At 72.2% G+C, this 21,627-nt stretch carries 21 protein-coding genes; 8 read left to right on the top strand and 13 right to left on the bottom strand.

The annotated features are described in order from the left end of the window. The first annotated feature begins 40 nt into the window (after positions 1-40). Complete coding sequence (locus tag GU5_RS0103830) at positions 41-1,417, top strand: hemolysin family protein (protein ID WP_010524259.1); 1,377 nt, start codon at positions 41-43, stop codon at positions 1,415-1,417. Then, the gene (locus tag GU5_RS0103825; protein ID WP_010524258.1) at positions 1,414-2,448 is read left to right on the top strand and encodes a CNNM domain-containing protein; all 1,035 of its coding nucleotides are present in this window, start codon (positions 1,414-1,416) and stop codon (positions 2,446-2,448) included. Before GU5_RS0103830 ends, GU5_RS0103825 begins: the two co-directional genes overlap by 4 nt. Before the next feature lie 25 nt (positions 2,449-2,473). Here the strand turns inward: GU5_RS0103825 and GU5_RS0103820 are convergent, their stop codons facing one another. From GU5_RS0103820 to argC, 6 genes are all read right to left on the bottom strand, one after another. Next, the gene (locus GU5_RS0103820) at positions 2,474-2,977 is read right to left on the bottom strand and encodes an arginine repressor (protein ID WP_010524257.1); all 504 of its coding nucleotides are present in this window, start codon (positions 2,975-2,977) and stop codon (positions 2,474-2,476) included. Continuing rightward, a complete protein-coding gene (argF, locus tag GU5_RS0103815) occupies positions 2,974-3,948 on the bottom strand; it encodes an ornithine carbamoyltransferase (protein WP_010524256.1) in 975 nt (324 codons plus the stop codon). The genes GU5_RS0103820 and argF overlap by 4 nt, the downstream gene beginning before the upstream one ends. Beyond that, positions 3,945-5,198 carry an acetylornithine transaminase gene (locus GU5_RS0103810; RefSeq protein ID WP_010524255.1) on the bottom strand — a complete coding sequence of 418 codons (1,254 nt, stop codon included), beginning with the start codon at positions 5,196-5,198 and terminating at the stop codon, positions 3,945-3,947. The genes argF and GU5_RS0103810 overlap by 4 nt, the downstream gene beginning before the upstream one ends. After that, complete coding sequence (gene argB / locus GU5_RS0103805) at positions 5,195-6,097, bottom strand: acetylglutamate kinase (RefSeq protein WP_237704661.1); 903 nt, start codon at positions 6,095-6,097, stop codon at positions 5,195-5,197. Before argB ends, GU5_RS0103810 begins: the two co-directional genes overlap by 4 nt. Positions 6,098-6,173: 76 nt before the next feature. Then, positions 6,174-7,340 (bottom strand): bifunctional glutamate N-acetyltransferase/amino-acid acetyltransferase ArgJ, encoded by a 1,167-nt coding sequence (argJ, locus tag GU5_RS0103800; RefSeq protein ID WP_010524253.1) that lies wholly within the window; start codon positions 7,338-7,340, stop codon positions 6,174-6,176. After that, positions 7,337-8,368: an N-acetyl-gamma-glutamyl-phosphate reductase gene (gene argC / locus GU5_RS0103795; protein ID WP_010524252.1), complete on the bottom strand. Its 1,032-nt coding sequence runs from the start codon at positions 8,366-8,368 to the stop codon at positions 7,337-7,339. The genes argJ and argC overlap by 4 nt, the downstream gene beginning before the upstream one ends. A 159-nt stretch (positions 8,369-8,527) precedes the next feature. On the opposite strand from argC, the gene GU5_RS0103790 reads away from it, so the two are divergent. Then, positions 8,528-9,535, top strand: a complete 1,008-nt coding sequence (locus tag GU5_RS0103790) for a quinone oxidoreductase (RefSeq protein WP_010524251.1) — start codon at positions 8,528-8,530, stop codon at positions 9,533-9,535. A 15-nt stretch (positions 9,536-9,550) separates the two neighbouring features. Here the strand turns inward: GU5_RS0103790 and GU5_RS0103785 are convergent, their stop codons facing one another. The 3 genes from GU5_RS0103785 to pheS form a co-directional block, all read right to left on the bottom strand. Next, positions 9,551-10,762 (bottom strand): Fic family protein, encoded by a 1,212-nt coding sequence (locus tag GU5_RS0103785; protein ID WP_033227827.1) that lies wholly within the window; start codon positions 10,760-10,762, stop codon positions 9,551-9,553. Between the two features lie 199 nt (positions 10,763-10,961). After that, complete coding sequence (pheT, locus tag GU5_RS0103780; protein ID WP_010524249.1) at positions 10,962-13,532, bottom strand: phenylalanine--tRNA ligase subunit beta; 2,571 nt, start codon at positions 13,530-13,532, stop codon at positions 10,962-10,964. Between the two features lie 4 nt (positions 13,533-13,536). Further along, complete coding sequence (gene pheS / locus GU5_RS0103775; RefSeq protein ID WP_139084306.1) at positions 13,537-14,610, bottom strand: phenylalanine--tRNA ligase subunit alpha; 1,074 nt, start codon at positions 14,608-14,610, stop codon at positions 13,537-13,539. Between the two features lie 412 nt (positions 14,611-15,022). Here pheS and GU5_RS0103765 point away from each other — a divergent pair, with 412 nt between their 5' ends. Continuing rightward, entirely contained in the window at positions 15,023-16,012 is a 990-nt protein-coding gene (locus GU5_RS0103765; protein ID WP_010524247.1) for an aldo/keto reductase, read from the top strand. 59 nt (positions 16,013-16,071) lie between these two features. Here the strand turns inward: GU5_RS0103765 and GU5_RS0103760 are convergent, their stop codons facing one another. Both GU5_RS0103760 and GU5_RS0103755 read right to left on the bottom strand, forming a co-directional pair. Further along, the gene (locus GU5_RS0103760; RefSeq protein WP_010524246.1) at positions 16,072-16,581 is read right to left on the bottom strand and encodes a (deoxy)nucleoside triphosphate pyrophosphohydrolase; all 510 of its coding nucleotides are present in this window, start codon (positions 16,579-16,581) and stop codon (positions 16,072-16,074) included. Beyond that, on the bottom strand, positions 16,571-17,143 hold the full coding sequence (locus GU5_RS0103755; RefSeq protein WP_010524245.1) for a hypothetical protein: 573 nt from the start codon (positions 17,141-17,143) through the stop codon (positions 16,571-16,573). The genes GU5_RS0103760 and GU5_RS0103755 overlap by 11 nt, the downstream gene beginning before the upstream one ends. A gap of 491 nt (positions 17,144-17,634) precedes the next feature. On the opposite strand from GU5_RS0103755, the gene GU5_RS0103745 reads away from it, so the two are divergent. Both GU5_RS0103745 and GU5_RS0103740 read left to right on the top strand, forming a co-directional pair. Continuing rightward, a complete protein-coding gene (locus GU5_RS0103745; protein ID WP_029513987.1) occupies positions 17,635-18,285 on the top strand; it encodes a YitT family protein in 651 nt (216 codons plus the stop codon). A 124-nt stretch (positions 18,286-18,409) separates the two neighbouring features. Next, positions 18,410-18,949, top strand: coding sequence for a macro domain-containing protein (locus GU5_RS0103740; protein WP_010524243.1), 540 nt, complete (start codon positions 18,410-18,412; stop codon positions 18,947-18,949). Between the two features lie 21 nt (positions 18,950-18,970). Here the strand turns inward: GU5_RS0103740 and GU5_RS0103735 are convergent, their stop codons facing one another. Next, the gene (locus tag GU5_RS0103735; RefSeq protein WP_010524242.1) at positions 18,971-19,561 is read right to left on the bottom strand and encodes a DUF664 domain-containing protein; all 591 of its coding nucleotides are present in this window, start codon (positions 19,559-19,561) and stop codon (positions 18,971-18,973) included. A gap of 98 nt (positions 19,562-19,659) precedes the next feature. Between GU5_RS0103735 and GU5_RS13895 the strand changes: the two genes are divergently transcribed. Next, positions 19,660-20,664: a YafY family protein gene (locus GU5_RS13895; RefSeq protein WP_010524241.1), complete on the top strand. Its 1,005-nt coding sequence runs from the start codon at positions 19,660-19,662 to the stop codon at positions 20,662-20,664. On the opposite strand, the gene GU5_RS0103725 is transcribed toward GU5_RS13895, so the two are convergent. Next, on the bottom strand, positions 20,624-21,235 hold the full coding sequence (locus GU5_RS0103725) for a protein-L-isoaspartate O-methyltransferase (protein ID WP_083830294.1): 612 nt from the start codon (positions 21,233-21,235) through the stop codon (positions 20,624-20,626). The genes GU5_RS13895 and GU5_RS0103725 overlap by 41 nt on opposite strands. Before the next feature lie 201 nt (positions 21,236-21,436). On the opposite strand from GU5_RS0103725, the gene GU5_RS0103720 reads away from it, so the two are divergent. Next, positions 21,437-21,627 (top strand): YidH family protein (locus GU5_RS0103720; protein WP_010524239.1); only part of this gene is annotated, 191 nt, incomplete at its 3' end.

Below are 21,627 nucleotides of genomic sequence, written 5' to 3'. Positions count from 1 at the left end.
CCATCGCCCCGCTCCGAGCTCCCTCCGCGGAGGCCGCGCCATGACCGCCGTCCTCCTGCTGCTGCTCGGCTGCCTGCTGATCTTCGTGATCATCCTGGCCAACGGCTACTTCGTCGCCCAGGAGTTCGCCTACATGTCGGTGGACCGCCACCGGCTGCGAGCTCTGGCCGATTCCGGGGACCGCGCCGCACAGCGCGCCCTGCGCGTCACCGGCCGGACCTCCTTCATGCTGTCCGGAGCCCAGCTGGGCATCACCGTCACCGGACTGCTGGTCGGGTATGTCGCCGAGCCGCTCGTCGGCGAGGGACTCGGTGATCTCCTCGGCGGCGTCGGCGTCCCGGACGCGGTCAGCATCACCGCGGGCACCGTGCTGGCCCTCGCCGTCTCCACCGTGGTGCAGATGATCTTCGGCGAGCTCTTCCCGAAGAACTACGCCCTCGCCAACCCGACGCCGCTGGCCCTGGGCCTCTCCCGCTCCACGACCTGGTACCTGGCCGGGTTCGGCTGGTTCATCGCGCTCTTCGACCGCTCCTCCGAGCTGCTGCTGAAGCTGGTCGGCATGCGTCCGGTCGAGGACGTCGACTCCAGCGCCACGGCCGACGACCTCGAGCGCATCGTCGCCGAGTCGCGGGCGAGCGGCCATCTGCCCGAGCAGATGTACCTGGCCTTCGACCGCATCCTCGACTTCCCCGACCAGGACGTCGAGCATGCCATGATCCCCCGTTCCCGCGCAGGATACGTCTCCCCCGCCACGACGGTCGCCGAAGTCCGCGGCCTGATGGCCGCCGAGCACACCCGGTACCCGGTGATCGACGCCGAGGACCAGCCGGTCGGCATCGTGACCATGCTCGACCTGCTCGCCGGCGCCGTCGACGAGGCCGCCGCAGTGACGACGGTGATGCGCGAACCGGTCATCCTCCCGACGCTGATGCGCCTGCCGGAGGCCGTGCGGACGCTGCGCGAGCGGCGGGCCCAGCTCGCCTGCGTGATCGACGAGCACGGCGGCTTCGTCGGCGTCGTCACCCTCGAGGACCTGGGCGAGGAGATCTTCGGTGACATCACTGACGAGCACGACGTCGCGGCGCCGCCGCTGGCCGAGGCGACGGGCGAGGACCGCTGGCGGGCCGACGCCGAGATCCCGCTGGACGAGCTCGAGCGGACCGTCGGCCATGATGTCCCCGACGGAGACTACGAGACGCTCTCCGGCCTGCTGATCGCCCAGCATGGCGGTCTGCCGGACGTCGGCGACCAGGTGCTGATCGACCTGCCCGCCGACCCCGGCGACTACTCCAACGACGATCCCCCGCCACATCGTCGCCTGGAGGTCACCGTCGTCAGCGTCGAACGTCACGTCCCGGCCGTCGTCGAGCTGTCGGTCCATGAGGACCGGAACGCGGATCAGGAGCATGACGGATGACCGAATGGATCGTCCCCGCCCTCGCCACGATCGCCATCATCGTGCTCTCGGCGTTCTTCGTGGTCCTGGAGTTCTCCATGCTCGCCGCTCGTCGACACCGGTTGGAGGAGAGCGCGGAGACCAGCCGGAGCGCCCGGGCGGCGCTGCGCGGGCTCAACGAGCTGACGGTCATGCTCGCCGCCGCGCAGCTGGGCATCACCGCCTGCACCTTCGCCCTCGGCGCGGTCAGCAAGCCGGCCGTCCACCATGCGCTGACCCCGCTGCTCCAGGCGGCGTCGATGCCGCTCTGGGCGGCCGACGCCGTCGCCTTCGCCGCGGCGCTGCTGCTGATGACCTTCCTGCATCTGGTCGTCGGGGAGATGGCGCCGAAGTCCTGGGCCATCGCGCATCCGGAGCTCTCGGCGCGGCTGGTCGCCGTCCCGGCCCGGGTCCTGGCCCGTCTCCTCCACCCGCTGCTGAGCCTGATCAACGGGATCGCCAATCGACTGGTGTCAGCCGCCGGAGTGGAGCCGGTCGACCGCGCCGCCGTCGGAGGCTACGACTCCGAGACCATCCATCAGCTGATCCGGCACTCGACCGACGCCGGGGCTCTGGACGAGATCGCCGGGGGCCAGCTCTCCCAGGTCATCGCCCTGGAGACGCTGCCGGTCGAGGAGGTCAACGCCGGGCGCCGCCGATCCGGCACCGCTTCGCTGCCGCCCGACGCGACCATGGCCGACGTCCAGCGCCTCGCGGCCGAGACCTCGCATCTGCGGATCCTGCTCGACGGCGCCCGACCGGAGGACCAGCCGCGCATCGTCCATGTGCGCGACACGCTGACGGCCGACCCGCAGGATGCCGCGGCGGATGCATCCCGGCCGACCCTCGTCGTGCCTGACGGCACGCCGACGCCCCAGGTGCTGCAGCGGATGCGCGAGACCGGCGAGCAGCTGGTCGTGGTCCGCACGGAGGGACGTCCGGTGACCGGGGTGGTCACCTGGAACGACATCCTGCGTCGGGTCTGGCCGGAGTCCGTCCGGCACGCCGGCTGACCGCAGCACGGCGTGGCCCCTCGGCTCAGGAACGCCCCTCGGCGAAGCCGCTGAAGCGGGCGGCGACCGTCTCTCCGCCGGAGGGATCGGTGGTGACCAGCATGATCGTGTCGTCGCCGGCGATGGTGCCCAGCACCTCCTCCAGCCCGGCGTGGTCGACGGCGCTGGCCAGGAACTGCGCAGCACCGGGCGGAGTCCGCAGGATGACCAGATTCGCGCTGGCCTCCGCGGAGACCAGCAGATCACGGCAGAGACCCACCAAGCGGGCCGTCGTCGCCGCCTCGGTCTGCTCGGCCTGCAGCTCGCGCTCGTGGCCCTCGCCGGGCACCGCGTAGATCAGCGCGCCGTCGGCACCGCGGACCCGGGCAGCACCGATCTCCACCAGATCGCGCGAGAGCGTGCCCTGGGTGACCTTCAGCCTCTCGTCGGCGAGCTGCTGGGCGAGCTCGCCCTGCGAGCGCACGCTGTGCCGGCTGATCAGCTCGCGGATCTTCGCCTGGCGCGCGGTCTTGGTCGCCGGAGCGGTCATCGCCGCTCCGCCGCGCGGACCTGGGCGACGGTCTGCTCGTCGGCCCGTCCGGACTCCACCAGCAGCCAGGCCATCAGGGCCTTCTGCGCGTGCAGGCGGTTCTCCGCCTCGTCCCAGACCACCGACTGCGGCCCGTCGATGACCTCGCCGGCGATCTCCACGCCCCGGTAGGCGGGCAGGCAGTGCAGCACCAGCGCTCCCTCGGCGGCCTGCGCCATCGCCTCGGCGTCCACGCGGTAGTCGCCGAAGAGCCGCAGCCGCTGCTCCTTCTCCTCCTCCTGACCCATCGAGACCCAGGTGTCGGTGGCGACGACGTCGACGCCGGACAGCGCGACGGCGGGATCGGCGGTGATCGTCACGGAGCCGCCGGTGCGCGCGGCGCGCTCCTCGGCGGCGGCGACGACGGCGTCGTCGGGCCGGTGCCCGTCCGGACCGGCGATGCGCACGTCCATGCCCGCGTTGACGCCGGCGAGCAGGTACGAGTTGGCCATGTTGTTCGCCGCGTCGCCCAGATAGGCCAGCGAGCGGCCGGCCAGCTCGCCGAGATGCTCGCGGACGGTGAGCAGATCGGCCAGCAGCTGGCAGGGATGGTGATCGTCGGAGAGCGCGTTGATCACCGGCGCGGCGGAGTGGGCGGCCATCTCCTCCAGGCCGGACTGCTCGTAGGTGCGCCAGATGATCAGCGAGACCATCCGCTCCAGGACCTTGGCGGTGTCGGCGATGGACTCCTTGTGCCCCAGCTGGGACTCGCCGGGGTTGACCACCAGCGGCGAGCCGCCCAGCGCCGAGATCCCGGCGGAGAAGGAGAAGCGCGTGCGGGTGGAGGTCTTGTCGAAGAACACCGCGGCGGTCTGCGGGCCGGCCAGTGCGCGGATCGCGTAGGGATCGGTCTTCATCGTCGCCGCGAGGGTGAGCACGCGGTCGAGCTCCTCGGGGCTGAGGTCCAGGTCAGAGATGAAATGGCGCGTCATGAGTTCTCCTTCGCGGCGGCGAGCAGGCCGGGCAGGGCCTCGACGAAGCCCAGCACCTGCTCCTCGGCGATGTTCAGCGGCGGGGCCAGCCGCAGCGTGGTCGGTCCGGTGGCGTTGATGATGAAGCCGGCCTCCAGCGCGGCGGCGACCACCGCCGGGGCGAGCCCGGCGGCCGGGGCGGTCTCCGGGTCGGCGTCGAGCTCGACGCCGAGCAGCAGTCCCCTCCCGCGCACCTCGGCGACGCCGTCGACGGCGGCCAGCGCAGCGGCGGCCCGCTCCCCGAGGGAGCGGACGTGCTCCAGCAGCCCCTCCTCCTCGATGCCGGCGATCGTGGCCAGCGCAGCGGCCGTGGCCATCGGGTTCCCGCCGAAGGTGGTCCCATGCTGGCCGGCGGTCAGCAGCGCCGAGACCTCCTCGCCGCGGGTGATCAGCGCCCCGATCGGGAAGCCGCCGCCGAGCCCCTTGGCCAGCGTGACGGCGTCGGGGTCCGCGCCGGCGGAGGCGAACCATGCCCCGGTCCTGCCGACGCCGGTCTGGACCTCGTCGACGATCATCAGCGCGCCGGCCTCGCGGGTGACGGCGCGGACGGCGGTCAGGTAGTCGTCGGGCAGCTCGCGCACGCCGGCCTCCCCCTGGATGGGTTCGACGACCACGGCGGCGACGGTCTCGTCGACGGCGGCGCGCAGCGCTTCGACGTCGCCGGCGGGGACGTGCTCCACTCCGGCGGGCATCGGTTCGAAGGGCTCGCGCTGGGCGGGCTTGCCGGTCATCGCCAGCGCTCCCATGGTCCGTCCGTGGAAGCTGTTCTCCAGGGCGATGATCCGCGGCCGCTCGGCGCCGCCGTGGCGGCGGGCGAGTTTGAAGGCGGCCTCGTTGGACTCGGTGCCCGAGTTGGTGAAGAACGCCTTCGACCCGGCCGGCGCCTCGGCGAGCCGCAGCAGCGTCTCCGCCAGGGCGATCTGGGGCGGGCTGGTGAACAGGTTCGAGATGTGGCCCAGCGTGGCGGCCTGCTCGCTGATCGCCGCGGTGACGCGGGGATGCGCGTGGCCCAGGGCGTTGACCGCGATCCCGGCCAGCAGGTCCAGATACTCGCCGCCGTCGGCGTCGACGACGGCGGCTCCGGAGCCGCGCACCAGCACCCGCTGCGGGGTTCCGAAGACGCCCAGCAGCGACTCGCGGTAACGGCCCAGCAGGTCCTGCGAGCTGCTCGTCGGGGAGACGGTCTCGGCGGTCTCGGCGGTCTCGCTCAACGGTCCTCCTCCGCGTCGGGCACGACCTGGGTGCCCACGCCCTCGGTGGTCACGACCTCCAGCAGCATCGAGTGCGGCTCGCGGCCGTCGACGATGTGCGCCCGCGGCACCCCTCCCTCGACGGCGGAGAGCGCCGCGGTCATCTTCGGGATCATCCCGGCCTGCAGATCGGGCAGCATCTCCTTCAGGTCGGAGGCCGCCAGCGAGGAGATCAGCGAGGAGCGGTCCGGCCAGTCGGCGTAGAGCCCCTCGACGTCGGTGAGCATGACCAGCTTCGCCGCACCCAGCGCCGAGGCCACCGCGGCGGCGGCCAGATCGGCGTTGACGTTGAGCACCTCCCCGGTCGGGCGCCCGGCGGCGTCGAACTCCGGAGCGATGGTGGAGATCACCGGGATGCGTTTGGCCGCCAGCAGGTCCTGCACGGCGTCGGGGTTCACCCCGGTGACCTCGCCGACCAGTCCGAGATCGACGTCCTCGCCGTCGACGGTGACCTGCTTGCGCACGGCGCGCAGCAGGGCGGCGTCCTCGCCGGAGAGGCCGACGGCGTAGGGCCCGTGGGAGTTGATGAGTCCGATGAGTTCGCGGCCGACCTGGCCGGTGAGCACCATGCGCACCACGTCCATGGCCTCCGGAGTGGTCACCCGGTATCCGCCGCGGAACTCGGACTCCACGCCGACGGCCTCGAGCATCGCATTGATCTGCGGGCCGCCGCCGTGGACGACGACGGGATTGACCCCGACGTGCCGCAGGAAGACCACGTCCTCGGCGAAGGCGCGGCGCAGCTCGTCGTCGACCATGGCGTTGCCGCCGTACTTGATGACGATCGTCTCGCCGGCGAACTTCTGCATCCAGGGCAGCGCCTCGATCAGCGTGGCCGCCCGCGCGCCGGCGGCGGCCAGCGGGTCGGACTGCCGCGGCTGGTAGCTCGAGGAGGTGGGATTCACAGTGTTCCTTGTCGACGGGTCCGGCCGAGGGTCAGCTGGAGTAGGCGGAGTTCTCGTGGACGTAGTCGTGGGTGAGGTCGTTGGTCAGGATGGTCGCCTCGGCGTCGCCGGCCTTCAGATCGATGGTGACCTCCACCTGCCGGCCGGAGAGGTCGACCAGCTCACGGTCCTCGCCGATGCCGCCGGACCGGCAGATCGTCACCCCGTTGACCGCGACGTCGATGGTCGCCGGGTCGAAGGCGACGTCGGTGGTGCCGACTGCCGAGAGGATGCGGCCCCAGTTGGGGTCGCGGCCGAAGATCGCGGTCTTGAAGAGGTTCGAGCGGGCGACGGCGCGGCCGGCGGTCTCGGCGTCCTCCTCGTCGGCGGCATGCACCGTGGTGATCGCGATCTCGTGGGCCGCCCCCTCGGCGTCGGCGATCAGCTGGGCGGCCAGATCCCGGCACACCGCGGTGAGCGCGGCCTGGAACTCGGCCAGATCGACGCCGGCGGGGTCGGCCTCGGGATGCGCGCCGGAGGCCATGGCGACGACGGTGTCGTTGGTCGACATGCAGCCGTCGGAGTCGGCGCGGTCGAAGCTGACCCGCGTGGCCTCGCGCAGCGCGGCGTCGAGGTCGGCCGGAGCGATCACCGCGTCGGTGGTGACCACGGAGAGCATGGTGGCCATGCCCGGAGCGAGCATGCCCGCGCCCTTGGCCATTCCGCCGACGGTGAAGCCCGATCCGGCGGCCTGGGACGTCTTGGCCACGGAGTCGGTGGTGCGGATGGCGTCGGCGGCCGCCTCGCCGGAGGCGGAATCGTCGGACAGCACGCCGACGGCGGCGTCGACGCCGGTCAGCAGGGCCTCCATGTCCAGGCGCGTCCCGATGAGTCCGGTGGAGCAGACCAGCACGTCCTGGGCGGAGAGCTGCAGCGTCTCGGCGACGTGCTCGGCAGTGGCGTGGGTGTCGGCGAAGCCCTCCGGGCCGGTGCAGGCGTTGGCGCCGCCGGAGTTCAGCACCACGGCCTCGGCGCGGCCGTCGTCGATCGCCTGCTGCGACCAGAGCACCGGGGCGGCGGCGACGCGGTTGGTGGTGAAGACGGCCGCGGCGTGCTTCTGCGGGCCGGTGTTGACCACCAGGGCGAGGTCGCGCCCGTCGCCCTTCAGCCCGGCGCCGACGCCGGCGGCGGTGAATCCTGCGGCGGCGGTGATGCTCATGGTGCGACTCCCATCATGTCCAGTCCGGTGGTCTCGTCCAGGCCCAGGGCCAGGTTCATCGACTGCACCGCTCCGCCGGCGGTGCCCTTGGTGAGGTTGTCCGAGGCGGAGACGACGACCGCGCGGCCGGCATGCTCGTCGACGGTCAGCTGCACGGTGATGTGGTTGGAGCCGACGACCTGCTTGGTGGCCGGCCACTGCCCCTCGGGCAACAGGTGGACGAAGGGCTCGGCGTCGTACTGTGCGGCATAGGCCGCGCGCAGCTGCTCCGCCGTCGTGCCCGGGGCGAGCTTCGCCGTCGAGGTGGCCAGGATCCCGCGGGACATCGGCGCGAGCGTCGGGGTGAAGGAGACCTGCACCTCGGCGCCGGCCGCGGCGCGCAGCCCCTGCTCGATCTCCGGAGTGTGGCGGTGCACGCCGCCGACGCCGTAGGGACTCATCCCGCCGGAGACTTCGGAGGCCAGCAGATGCGGCTTCAGCGACTTCCCGGCCCCGGAGGTGCCGGTGGCGGCGACGATGACGACGTCGTCGCGCTCGACGAGCCCGGAGGCCATCGCCGGAGCCAGGCCGAGCAGGATCGTGGTCGGATAGCAGCCCGGCACCGCCACGCGGCGGGTGCCGCGCAGCCGTTCGCGGCCGCCGGGCAGCTCCGGAAGCCCATAGGGCCAGGTGCCCTGATGTGCGCCGTCGTAGAAGGCGTCCCAGTCCGCCGACGACTCCAGGCGGTGGTCGGCGGCGGCATCGATGACCAGCACCTCCTCGCCCAGCTGGGCGGCGATCTCCCCGCTGGCGCCGTGCGGCAGAGCGAGGAAGACGACGTCGTGGCCGGCCAGCACCTCGGCGGCGGTGTCCTCGATGGTCCGGTCGGCCAGGGAGTGCAGATGCGGCTGCACCGCGCCCAGCCGCTCCCCGGCCGAGGAGTGCGCCGTGACGGCGCCGACCTCCACCTCGGGGTGGGCGGCGAGCAGGCGCAGAACTTCTCCCCCGGCATAGCCGGAGGCTCCGGAGACGGCGACGCGATAGCTCATGCGGGTCAGTCTACGCCGATGTATGCAGGTTCATCAATATTTATGCATATGCGGCTCCGGAGGACGCTGCCGGACGATGGTCCGGCGATCGGCGCGGAGCGCCTCCGCCGATCCCCCACGCTGTTCGGCGCGACCACGTGATTTCGGTACTCTGTGCGCATGGTCGACAACACTGTGTATCCCGAGGACCTGCCCGATGCCGCACAGGTCGTGCGCGCCGAGCGGGCCGGCGGACCGGACGTCCTCTCCCCGGTGGAGACCGCGCTGCCCGAGCCCGCCCCGGGCCAGGTCCTGGTGGAGACGTCCGCGGCCGGCGTCAACTTCATCGAGACCTACCAGCGCGGCGGTGTCTACCCCGTCGAGCATCCCTTCGTCCCCGGCACCGAGGGGGCAGGCCGGGTGATCGACCTCGGCGAGGGCGTCGAGGGCCTCTCCGTGGGATCGCGGATCGCCACCAGCGAGGCCGCGACCGGCACCTACGCCAGCCACTTCCTGGTCGAGGCGGCCAAGGCGGTGCCGGTTCCCGACGACATCAGCGACGAGCAGGCCGCCGCTCTGCCCCTGCAGGGAGCCACCGCCCACTATCTGGTCAACTCCACCTACCGCGTCTCGCCCGGCGAGACCGTGCTGACCCACGCCGGCGCCGGCGGAGTCGGCCAGCTGCTCACCCAGCTTCTCAAGGCCAAGGGCGCCCGGGTGATCACCACGACGTCGACGCCGGAGAAGGCCGAGACCGCCCAGGCCGCCGGCGCCGACCACGTGCTGGACTACCAGACCTTCGCCGAACAGGTCCGTGAGATCACCGCCGACGTGGGCGTCTCGGTCGTCTACGACGGCGTCGGCCGGGCGACCTTCGACGGCTCGCTGCGCAGCCTCGGGGTGCGCGGCACCATGGTGCTCTTCGGCGGCTCCTCCGGCCAGGTGCCGCCGCTGGACCTGCAGGAGCTCAACGCCCGCGGCGGCCTCTACGTCACCCGCCCCGCGCTGCAGTGGTACCTGCGCAACGCCGAGGAGCGGGCATGGCGCTTCTCCGAGCTGTTCAAGGCGCTGAGCGACGGCTCGCTGACGCTCTCGATCGGCGCGACCTACCCGCTGGCCCAGGCCGGGCAGGCTCACGAGGACCTGGAGAACCGCCGCACCACCGGCAAGCTGCTGCTCAAGCCCTGAACTGCGGACGGCCGCTCACCGCCGCCGCAGCTGGCGTGCATAGTCGTCGAGGACAGCCAGGATGCCCGGGTGGTGGTAGACGCGATGACGGCGCCGCCCGGAGACCTCGACGAGCACCCCGCGGTCGACCAGCTGTGCCAGGACGCGCTGCACCGTGACGTCGTTCAGGGCGAACTGACTCTTCAGGAACGACGCATTGATCACCGGATGCGCCACCAGATGGGGCACGACGGCCCAGACTGTGGCGTCACGTCGCACGCCGGCCAGCCGTCCACGCGACTCCTCGACCTCCTGCAGGAGCCGCTCGACGAGCTGTCCACCGGTCTGGGCGGCGAAATGCGCCGCGTCGATGAACTGCTCCACGATCGGCCCGGCCTGCCCCGCCCGGTAGGCCGTGAGCGCGTCGAAGTAGGTGTCGGTGTCCCGGAGCAGCCCGGCGGACAACGGAGCGGTGGTCGTGGTCAGCACACCGTGTTCGAGGAGCATCGCATGCACCAGAGCCCGACCGGTGCGCCCATTGCCGTCGGAGAAGGGATGGATGGCCTCGAACTGGGCATGTGCGATCGCCGCGCGCAGCAGCGGGGGCAGGTCCAGACGCCGGACGAAGGACAGCAGGTCCTCCATCGAGTCCGGAACCTGATCGGCCTGCGGCGCGATATGGGCCGCACCGACCGGGCTGATCGCCGAGGCGCCGACCCAGACCAGCTCATCGCGATGGGCCCCTGCCCTGTCAGCCCCGCTGGGCTGGGCCGAGAGGAGCACCCGTCGCATCTCCAGGACCGCCGAGTGGTCCAGGGCATCGGCCCGGGACAGTGCAGCTTCCATCGCCCGCACGTTGGCCACCACGACGTTCGCATTCGCGCTGGTCGACTGGTCGAGCTCGGCCAGGGCGAGTTGTCGAGCCCCCACCGTGAGGTTCTCGATCCGCGATGACGAGGTGGACTCCGTCCTCAGCAGCACCGCACTCATCGGCCCCAGGCTCGGGCTCTCCGGCCCCAGGCGCTCTCGGGCGTGAGCGTCGAACCGGCTCAACGCACGAGTCGCCTCATCCAGATCCGTGGCGAGCTCGACGGAGAGGGACGGGGACCAGGACAGCAGGCGGGCCGGCATCGCGGACCGATAGCCGCCCGAGGCGGCCGCACGACGTCGACGCCCGGTCATGCCGTCGTCACGGGCCTCCCACCAGTGATCCTCGTACTCGACCGCCGGCACTTCACACGTCACCATGCTGTCGCTATACCTACACATATGCCGCTAGATGTAAGTAAAGTCCGGAGCGACTCACACGTGAGCCCGGTGATGACGACATGCCACCCGTACCGACGACGGCCCCTCCCCCGGACCTGACCTGGTCATCGGGGCGAGGGGCCGTCGTCGTTCTGCCGGGGCGTCTTCCCGGGTCGTGACGCAGTGCGCGGGAGGCTGCTCAGCGCTGGGTCGCGCCGTGGCGCCGCTCGGCCAGCGCCACCGCGTGCCCGCGGGCCTCGGAGGCCTCGTCGGCGGTCAGCGTCCGGTCGGGCGCGCGGAAGCGCAGCGCGAAGGCCAGGGACTTCTTCCCGTCCTCGATGCCCTCACCGGCGTAGACGTCGAAGAGCTCGACGGCCTCGAGCAGCGCGCCGGCGCCCTCAGCCAGCGTGGCGCGCAGCTCGCCGGCGGTCACCTCGGCGTCGACGATCAGCGAGACGTCCTGGGTGGTCTGCGGGAACGTCGACAGCTCCGCGGCGGTGACCTGCTCGGACGCGGCGGCCAGCACCGCGGAGAGGTCCAGCTCCACCGCCGCGGTTCGCTCGGGCAGATCCCAGGCCTCGACGACGGTGGGATGCAGCTCGCCGGCGACGCCGACCCTGGTGCCCGCCGAGTCGCCGTCGGCCGCCGGCAGCCGCAGCTCCGCTGTGCGTCCGGGGTGGAAGGCCTGGTGCGCGCCCTGGACGACCTCCAGCTCGACGCCGACGCGCTCGGCGACGAAGCGGGCGACCTCGATCGCGTCCGCCCAGTCCCGGCGGCGCCCGGAGGCGCCGACCTCCGCCGCCGGCTCGGCGCCGCAGAGCGCGGCGGCGACGTGCCAGGGCTGGTCCGGGATGCCGGCGAGCAGGTCGGCCAGGACGCCTTCGCCGGGATGGGCGCCGAGGTCGGGGATCTCCGCGCTGCCGAGCTGGTCGCCGGGCAGGACGACGGCGCCGGCCTCGTAGAGCGCCAGGTCGGAGAAGCCGCGCGAGACGTTGCGTCGCAGAGTGTCCAGCACTCCGGGAAGCAGGGTGGTCCGCAGCGTCGGATGCTGGGCGGCGATCGGGTTGACCAGACGCACCATCGGCCAGGGCCGCTCACTCTCCTCGGCCCGACCGAAGAGCGTGTTGGCCTCCTCGGAGAGGAAGGGGTAGCTCAGCGTCTCGGTCAGCCCGGCGGCCGCCAGTCCGTCGAGCACCTGCCGGCGACGGCGCTGGTCGGCGGTGAGCCCGCGGCCGGCCGGAGCCTGCGGCAGCCGCGCCGGGATGCGGTCGTAGCCGATCAGCCGGGCGACTTCCTCGACGAGATCCTCGGCGATGGTCAGATCCGGCCGCCAGCTGGGCGGGGTGACCTCCAGACGGTCCTCGGCGTCGGGACCGGCGACTGTCGCGCCGATCGCGCGCAGCGTCTCGACGACCTGCTCGTCGGTGTATTCCACGCCGGTCAGCCGCTGCGCCAGCGCGGGATCCAAGGAGATGGCCTGCGGCAGGGCCGGATCGCCGACGGCGGTGATCTCGCCGGAGTCGGTGCCGGAGGCCAGCTCGACGAGCAGCTCGACGGCGCGCTGGGCGGCGATGTCGGGCATCAGCGGGTCGACGCCGCGCTCGTTGCGCTTCGAGGCCTCCGACGGCAGCTTGTGCCGCCGCCGGGTGCGCCCGACGGTGATCGGGTCGAAGTGGGCGGCCTCGATGAGGACGGTCGTGGTGGTCTCGCCGACCTCGGTCTCGCCGCCGCCCATGACGCCGGCCAGGCCGATCGCCCCGCGGTCGTCGGCGATGACCAGGTCCTCGACGTCGAGCGTGCGGGACTTGTCGTCCAGCGTGGTCAGCGTCTCGCCCGCGGCGGCACGGCGCACACGGATCGGGCCGCGCAGCTGCTCGGCGTCGTAGAAGTGCAGCGGCTGACCGAGCTCCCACATCACGTAGTTCGAGATGTCGACCGGCAGCGAGATCGGGCGCATGCCCGCCAGGCGCAGCCGGGAGGCCATCCAGGGCGGGGTGGGCGCGTCGACGTCGACGCCGGTGACCGTCCGGGCGACGAAGCGGTCGCAGCCGGCGGTGCCGTAGATCGGGGCCTCGTCCTCCAGACGGACCTCGCGGCCCGGGGCCGTCGCCTCGGGAACGACGACCTGCGCGGCCGGGTCGACGACCTCGGTGCCGGTGGCGTGGCCGTACTCGCGGGCGACGCCGCGCATCGAGAAGGCATAGCCGCGATCCGGGGTCACGTTGATCTCGGCGGCCTCGTCGGCCAGCCCGAGCAGGGCCAGCGCGTCGGCGCCGACCTCGGGGTCCAGCCCGAGCGTGGAGAGCACCAGGATGCCGTCGTGGTCCTCTCCGAGGCCCAGCTCCTTGGTGGAGGCGATCATCCCGGCCGAGACGTGGCCGTAGGTCTTCCGCGCGCTGATCCGGAAGTCGCCGGGCAGCACCGCACCGGGCAGGGTGACCACGACCTTGTCGCCGACCTCGAAGTTGTGCGCGCCGCAGACGACGCCCTGCACGCCGTCGGGCTCGATGCCCTCGTGCGTGAGCGTCTGGGTCTGCCCCTCGGGGACGACGCGGACGCGGCACCAGTTGATGGTCTTGCCGTTGGACTGCGGCTCGGGCGTCTTCTCCAGCACCTCGCCGACGACGACGGGGCCGGCGATCTCGTCGGAGGGACGGTGCACGTCCTCCTCCTCGAGGCCGACGCGGACGAGCCGGGCCATCAGGTCCTCGGCCGTGCCGTCGGCGTCGAAGCTGGTGTACTCGCGGATCCAGGACAGGGGGATGCGCATGCCCTCAGACCTCCATTCCGAAGTGCTGGCTGAAGCGGACGTCGCCTTCGATCATGTCGTGCATGTCGGACACGCCGTTGCGGAACATCAGCGTGCGCTCCACCCCCATGCCGAAGGCGAATCCGGTGTGGGTCTCCGGGTCGACGCCGGCGGCGCGCAGCACGTTCGGGTGGACCATTCCGCAGCCGCCCCACTCGATCCACTGCGGACCGCCTGCGGCATGCGGGTGCCAGACGTCGAGCTCCGCACTCGGCTCGGTGAAGGGGAAGTAGGCCGGGCGCAGCCGGATCGCGGCGTCGTCACCGAGCATCCGCCGGGCGAAGTGCTCGAGCGTGCCGCGCAGATCGGCCATGGTCAGCCCCTCGTCGACGGCCAGGCCCTCGAACTGGTGGAAGACCGGAGTGTGCGTGGCGTCGAGCTCGTCGGTGCGGAAGGTCCGCCCCGGGCAGAGCACATAGACGGGCAGCCGCCGCTCCAGCAGCGAGCGCACCTGCACCGGCGAGGTGTGGGTGCGCAGCACCAGATGGGAGTCGACCGGCTCGACGAAGAAGGTGTCCTGCAGCTCGCGGGACGGGTGGTCCGGGGCGATGTTCAGCGCGTCGAAGTTGAACCACTCGGACTCCACCTCCGGCCCCTCGGCGATCTCCCAGCCCATGGCGGTGAAGATGTCGGAGACCCGTTCCTGCAGCACCGACAGCGGGTGGCGGGCGCCGGTGCGGCGACGGCGCGGCGCGGCGGTGACGTCGACGGTCTCCTCGACGAGCATCCGCCCGGCGTGCTCGGCCTCCAGCACCTCGGTGCGCGCGGCCAGCGCCTGCTGGATCCGGCCGCGGGCCCGGCCGAGCAGCTTGCCGGCGGCGGCCTTCTCCTCCTTCGACAGGTCCTTGATCTGCCGGTTGGCCAGCACGATCGGAGCCTTGTCCCCGGTGTGGGACAGTCGCGCGGTCTTCAGCTGGTCGAGGTCGGCGGCGGCGTCGAAGGCGGCCAGCGCATCGTCGACGCAGCGCTGGACGGCCGCCTCGTCGAGCGGATGAGGTGTCTCGGGCGTGGACATTCTGCTCCCGTGGAAGGCGTTCATGAATGATCCCGGTCAGTCTATGCGGTCGGCTTCCCGAGCGCAGATCCGCCGGGCGGGCGTCCACGGGGTGGGACCCTCGTCGACCGCCGCTGAGGAGGATCGCGAGGACCGTGTCGAACATACGATCTGACAGGTTCTTCACAGGTTCATCGGCATCGAACATGTCTTCGATTCCGCGGCGCGACGTCTTGCAGATCGCCTAGAATACGTGTTCTAATGGCAAGGCGCGATGGGAAGCGCGACGCGCGCAGAAGCCCTCCTCACTGCTTCTGCGCGCGTCTCCCATGTCGGGCGCCTGGTCGGAGCCTCTCCGCCGTGCCCAGTGCCACATCCTCGGCACCTTGACCCGCCGGTTCCCGACGGCGAAGGATGGACTCGCCGTCAGGAACCGGACGAACGAGGAGTCTGAATCATGAGCGCATCCCACGAGGTCCTCCCCCACCGGATCGGTCTCGGCACCGCACCGCTGGGGAACATGTTCCGCGACATCCCGGAGGACGAGGCGCGGGCCACCCTGGACGCCGCGTGGGAGCAGGGCGTCCGCTACTTCGACACCGCCCCCTTCTACGGCGCAGGACTGGCCGAGACGCGGCTCGGAGCGATGCTGGCCGGGCGCGACCGGGACGAGTACGTGCTCAGCACCAAGGTGGGCCGCTACCTCCTCGACGAGGACGAGGAGAAGTCCGGCCTCTTCGCACAGGGGCTGCCCAACAAGGCCGTCACCGACTACGGCGCCGACGCCACCCGGCGCTCCATCGAGCAGAGCCTGGAGCGGCTGCGCACCGACCGGCTGGACTTCGTGTTCGTCCACGACGTCTCCCGCGACTTCCACGGCGACGCCTGGCTGGACCACCTCGCCACCGCGCGGACCGGGGCCTTCCGCGTGCTCGCGCAGCTGCAACAGGAGGGCGTGATCCGCGGCTGGGGGCTCGGCGTCAACACCACCGAGCCGATCGAGCTCGCCCTGGACCTGGATGAGACCCCGCCGACGATGAGCCTCTCGGCGACCCAGTACACCCTGCTGCAGCATGAGCGGGCGCTGGAGCGCATGCTGCCCTCGGCCGAGGCGCACGGCGCCGGCATCGTCGTCGGCGGCCCCTACAACTCGGGCGCGCTGATGGGCGGAGACCACTTCGACTACGGCACGGTGCCCGCCCAGGTCAGTCGTCGGGTGTCCGCGCTCGGCGAGATCGCCGAACGCCACGGGGTGAGCCTGAAGGCCGCGGCGCTGCAGTTCTCCACCGCCCATCCGGCCGTCGCCGCCGTGATCCCGGGATCGAGTCGCCCGCAGCGCATCGCCGAGGATCTCGCCGCGCTGCAGGAGCAGATCCCGCAGGCGTTCTGGCAGGAGCTGCGCGAACAGGAGCTCATCGCCGCCGTCGCACCGATCCCCGTCGCCTGAGCACCGTGGGCCTCTGAGCGCCGCGGGCCGGGGGAACCGCGGTCGCCGACGTCGCGCGCTCAGTGCTCCGCGGCGTCCTCGACGGGCCGGGCGGCCTCCGCTCGCCGGGCGCCGAGCTGGGACAGCAGCTCCTCGACGATCGGCACATCCGCCGGGATCCACGCGTGGTCGAGCAGCGTTCCGTCCACCGGAGCCCAGACCAGCTGATCATGATCCTGCAGCGGGGTCGGCTCGCCGTCGACGACCGCCCCGACGAACAGCCGCATCACCGCCGTGCCGGCGAGCGGCCACCCCACCCCGGGGGAGAAACCTGCCGCGGCGGAGCCGTGGAGCTCCTCGCCGAGTTCCACCTCGACGCCCAGCTCCTCGCGCAGCTCGCGGCGCACTCCGTCCTCCGGAGTCTCGCCCGGTTCGAGCTTGCCGCCCGGGAACTCCCACAGCCCGGCGATCGCCGCGGGGCGCGTCCGACGAGCGATCAGCAGGCGCCGCGGACCACCGTCCGCCGCCTCGCGCAGCAGCGCCGCCGCGACGACGACCGTCCGCGGCGCCGAGTCCTGCTCACCGGTCATCGGAGCACGCTCCGGTTGCGTCCTGCCCCTCGCAGAGCTGCTTCAGCCGGGCGACGGAGGCGGCCAGCCGATCCGCCGTGGTGGCCCGGGCCTTCGCCAGACGGCGCTCGTCGGTCAGTCGGGACCAGTCGTAGGTATGGGTGACCTCGGCACGCCCCTCGGCACGCGGTGCGATCGACCAGCGCCACAGGTGCCCGGCCGGCTCGGCGCCGACGTCTGCGGGCATCCAGGCGATGAGTCGGCCCTCGACGAACTCCACCACGTGGTTCTCCCGCGTCTGCCCATTGGTCAGCCGGGTGCGGAACACGTCGCCGACGGCCGTGACCCGCTGTCCGGTCGCGGCGTGGTCGAGATTGTCGTTCCCGTCCCAGGCGATCTGGCGGGACGGGTCCGCGATGTGCTCGAAGAGCATCGCCGGATCGGCGGAGACGACGTCGCGCGCGGCGACCACACGGGCGCAGTGGCCGGGGTCGTAGGCGACGTCCTCCGCTCCGTTGTCTCCGTAGGAGGCGCTCCCCCGCGGCGCGTCGGCACCGCCGGGGGCGGAGGATGCTGAAGCCATGGGGCCAGACTACGTCACCGGCCTGCGCCGCAGGTCCGGGAACGTCGGAGATCCAGGAGGCGATCATCCGCCGGGGGCACCGTCATCCGCCGTCGGGGCCGGCCGGCGGCCGCGAACCCCTGGCCGTTCCGATTCCGCCTGAGTAGGGTGTGGTCTGTCACTCTCCAGGGCGTCCAGCAGACAGCGCTCCGGAGCGTGACGACTGAGAAGGAAGCACAGAGACAGAGGAGTCATCATGCCTGACCTGAGCAGCCTGCTGGACATCGTCACCGGCCTCGTCGACACCGTCCTCTCCCTGCTGGGAGGCCTGGGCGTCTGATCCCGGACGCTGTCCGGAACCCCGCTGTGCCGCCCGGACCGCACAGGTTCTCCGGGCGGCACAGCTCTGCCCGACCACCTCTCTCCCCTCCCCGGAGGAGACCGGGCGTCCCCGGTGTCGCTGACCTATAGTGGAGCGAGTGTCCCACGACGATCCCTCTCCCCAGCAGACGATGACCGCGCCCGCGGACGAACACCGGTGGACGACGATCGAGACGACGCCGGTTCCGGAGCCTGCGCCCCACTCCCCGGCCGAAGACGTCCTGGGGATGCTCACCGGGACCATCCTGGCCTCGCTCGGGCTCCACCTGCTGGAGACCGCCGAGGCGGTCACCGGCGGCACCGCAGGACTGGCCCTGCTGCTCACCCACGCTTCTCCGCTGTCGCTCTCCTGGCTGTTCCCGCTGGTCAACCTGCCCTTCTTCGCCCTCGCGGCCTGGAATAAGGGCTGGGCCTTCACCCTCCGGACCCTGCTCGCCGTCCTGGCCGTCTCAGCACTCGCTCCGCTGCACGCAGCGATGGCCCCGGTGCCGGAGCTCGACCCGACCTACGGCGTCGTCGCCGGCAACCTGCTGGCCGGCGTCGGGCTGCTGATCCTCTTCCGGCACGGAGCCAGTCTGGGCGGTTTCAACATTCTGGCGCTGCTCCTGCAGGAGCGCTCCGGCCTGCGGGCCGGATACGTGCAGATGGGCATGGATCTCTGCGTCGTGCTCGCCGCGCTGACCGTGGTGCCGGTCCAGAACGTGCTGCTCTCCACGCTCGGCGCGGTGGTGCTGAACCTCGTGCTGGCCTTCAACCATCGCCCCGGCCGCTACCGCGCCTGACCTCCCGCGCCACGGCCAGCCCGCCCCCCCCCCGGTCGGCCCCGCTCGAGCGCCGTCTCCGGATGCCCGGGCATTGCCCCGGCCGCCGGGTCGACCCCAGACTCATGGACCGGAGGTGCACCGCATGGACATCACGATCGTCGAAGGCGACATCACCGCGCAGCAGATCGATGCGATCGTCGACGCGGCGAACTCTTCGCTCACAGGCGGCGGAGGCGTCGACGGCGCCATCCACGCAGCCGCCGGCCCGGAGTTGCTGGCCCACTGCCACGTGCTGCGTGAGGAGGCCTGGCCGGACGGGCTGCCGCCCGGAGAGGCCGCCGCGACGCCCCCCGGCCGCCTGCCGGCGACCCATGTGATCCACACAGTGGGGCCGAACCGTCATGCTGGACAGATCGATCCCTCCGTGCTGATCTCCTGCTTCCGCCGCAGCCTCGAGGTCGCTGTGGAGATCGACGCCGTCCGAGTGGCCTTCCCCGCGATCGGCGCAGGAGTCTACGGCTGGGCGGCCGCCGACGTCGCCGAGGCCGCGCGCAGCGCCCTCGACGAGATCGCCGCCGACACCGCCGGACGCTTCGACGCTCTCGAGGAGGTGCGCTTCGTGCTCTTCGACGGGACGACGGCCGAGGCCTTCCGCACCGCCTTCGCAGGCTGGACGCGCTGAACGGGCCGGGACCGGGGCCCCTCAGGCTCGCTGATAGTCGGCCCAGTCGAACGTCTCGCCCACGTCGCGGGCATTGAGCGCATAGGCGATCTGTCCGTCCAGGCCTTCCCGGATGAGGTCGGCGTGGCCGACGTGTCGGGCCACCTCGGCGACCAGATGATGGCAGATCCAGCGCACGTTCCAGGACTCCAGGCCCTTCGGGAACCACGGGGCGTCGGGCACCGGGACCCGTGCGTCGAGGTCGGCGGCGGTGAGGATCGGCCGCACCAGGTCACGCACGTGCTCGAGCCGGGCCCGCAGCTGCTGACCGGTCAGCTCGGGGACCTCCCGACCGGTGTGGAATCCCTCGAAGCCGGCGACGAGGTCCTCCTCGGACGCCGGACGCCGATCAGCGGAGATGCCGAAACTCTGCACATGGTCCAGCCAGCGGGCGACGGCCTGGGTCACGTGGGCGAGCAGGCCCGCCAGGCTCAACGTGCTGACCGTCGGCGTCGCGCGCAGCGACGCGTCGTCGAGGTCGATCGCGGAGATGCGCAGCTGCTCCAGCTGCTGGACCAGATACGTCGCCAGCGCGTCGCGCTCGTCGGTGACTTCGGGGGTGATGAACGGCATCGTGGATTCCTCCTGGATCGGTCGATCTGTGGGACGAGTCCAGGATGCCCGGCCGTCCAGGACAGATCCTGTCCGCATCCGCCGCCTAAGGTGAGGACATGGCCGACGCCGGAGAGACCGACCCCACCCGCCGGGCGCTGCAGATCCTCGGCATCCTGCAGGCACGCTCCTCCGCCTCCGCCGCGGAGCTCGCCGCACGTCTGCGTGTCACCGAGCGGACCGTCCGGCGCGATATGCAGCGCCTGCGCGACCTGGGCTACCACGTGGACGGCGAGGCCGGGCAGGGCGGCGGCTACCGGCTGGCCGGCGGATCGGACCGACCGCTGCTGGTGCTCGAGGCCGACGAGGCCTCGGCCGTGGTGCTGGGGCTGTCGCATCTGACCGACCTGGGGCTCTCCGGGCTGGAGGAGCCGGCGCTCTCCGCGCTGGCGAAGGTCGGACGCACGATGTCCCCGACGCTCTCGGCCCGGGCCGAGCGGCTGCGCCGCGGCACCGCCGTCGTCGGCGAGCGCGCCCAGACCGCCGACGTCGAGCAGGTCGCCCGACTGGCCGAGGCCGCCGCGGAGCGACGGATCATCACCGTGACGCACCGACGCCGCGACGGCGCGATCACCGATCGTCGGATCGATCCGCACCGGGTGGTCGCCTTCGCCGGGCGCTGGTACCTCTTCGGCTGGTGCCACCTGCGCCGGGACTGGCGCACGTTCCGCATCGACCGCCTCGCCGATCTGCACGTCACCACCCTGCGGCAGCAGGTCCGCGTCGCCCCGGACCCCGCGCGGGCCGTGCGACGCGCCGTCCTGCACTCCCCGTATCCGCAGCTCGCCCGCGTCCTGGTGGAGGCCCCGGCCGAGGAGGTCCGTGCCCGGATCCCCGCCCGCGCGGCCGACGTCGAACCTGCCGACGAGCCGACGCGCACGCTGATCACTGCCGGGGCCCACGACCTCACCGGACTGGCGCTGCATCTGGCGATGCTCGAGCTGCCGCTGTCGGTGATCGAGCCGGTCGAGCTGGTCGAGACGCTGCATCGTCTCGGCGAGACCCTCTGCTCGGCCGCCGCCGTCAGCGCAGCGGGACGAACCGATACTGCCCGTGCCGAGTGACCTCCAGCCCGTCGCGGTCGCGCCGGACACGATGCATCTCGCCGCGGACCGGCACCACCATCACGCCCCCGGACTGCTCGCCCTCGGCCGCGACGAGCTGCTCGACCAGCTCCTCCGGCATCCGCGGGGCGTCGGCGGAGACCAGGATCCGGTCGAAGGGGGCGTGCTCGGGCAGTCCGAGCACGCGCGGGACGGCCACATGCACCTGCACGGGTTCCGGCCCCCGGGCGGCGACGGCCCGCTCGGCCGATGCGGCCAGGTCCGGCTCCAGCTCGACGCCGTGGACCATGCCGGCCTCGCCGACCAGCCGCCCCAGCAGCACGGCCGTCCAGCCTGAGCCGGTTCCGACGTCCAGCACCCGCTGGCCGGGCCGGACGTCGAGCAGACGCAGCATCCGCGCCACAGTGGTCGGCTGCGAGTTGGTCTGCCCGCAGCCGATGGCCAGCGGCTCATCGGCGGCGCTGTGGGGCCTCGCCGAATCCGGGAGGAAGTCGACGCGGGGCACTTCGACCATCGCCCGGGCGACGGCGTCCCCGGCCGCCCCATCAAGCCCCTGCTGGACCGCAACCATGATGTGTCCAGAATAGGCGGGCCCGAGGGGAGAGGCCGAGACTCGGCCGGCCGGCGTCTGCAGATCGCTGTCAGCCGTCGACGTCGGCCGGGGAGTCGGAGCGGGCCGGACATGCTCCGCAGCCACGTCGGCGGCTCCGCGGCGCCCGGGTCGAGGGCATAGGATGCAAGGGTCCCTGCTCCTCCGACCTCCTGTGGTGCCATGACTTCCGCACGCCGCTTCCCGCAGTCCGTCTATCGGCACGGCGACGAGCCCGATGCCCGATTCACCCTGGCCAACGAGCGCACCTTCCTGGCCTGGATCCGCACAGCGCTGGCCCTGATGGCCGCCGGCGTCGCCCTCGAGGCGCTGGGCGCCGGGATGCACACCGGACTGCGCCTCGCCGCGGCGCT

The organism is Nesterenkonia sp. F (assembly GCF_000220985.1).
In the GTDB taxonomy this organism is placed as follows: Bacteria; Actinomycetota; Actinomycetes; order Actinomycetales; family Micrococcaceae; genus Nesterenkonia.
This window is presented reverse-complemented; position numbering and strand designations above follow the sequence as displayed.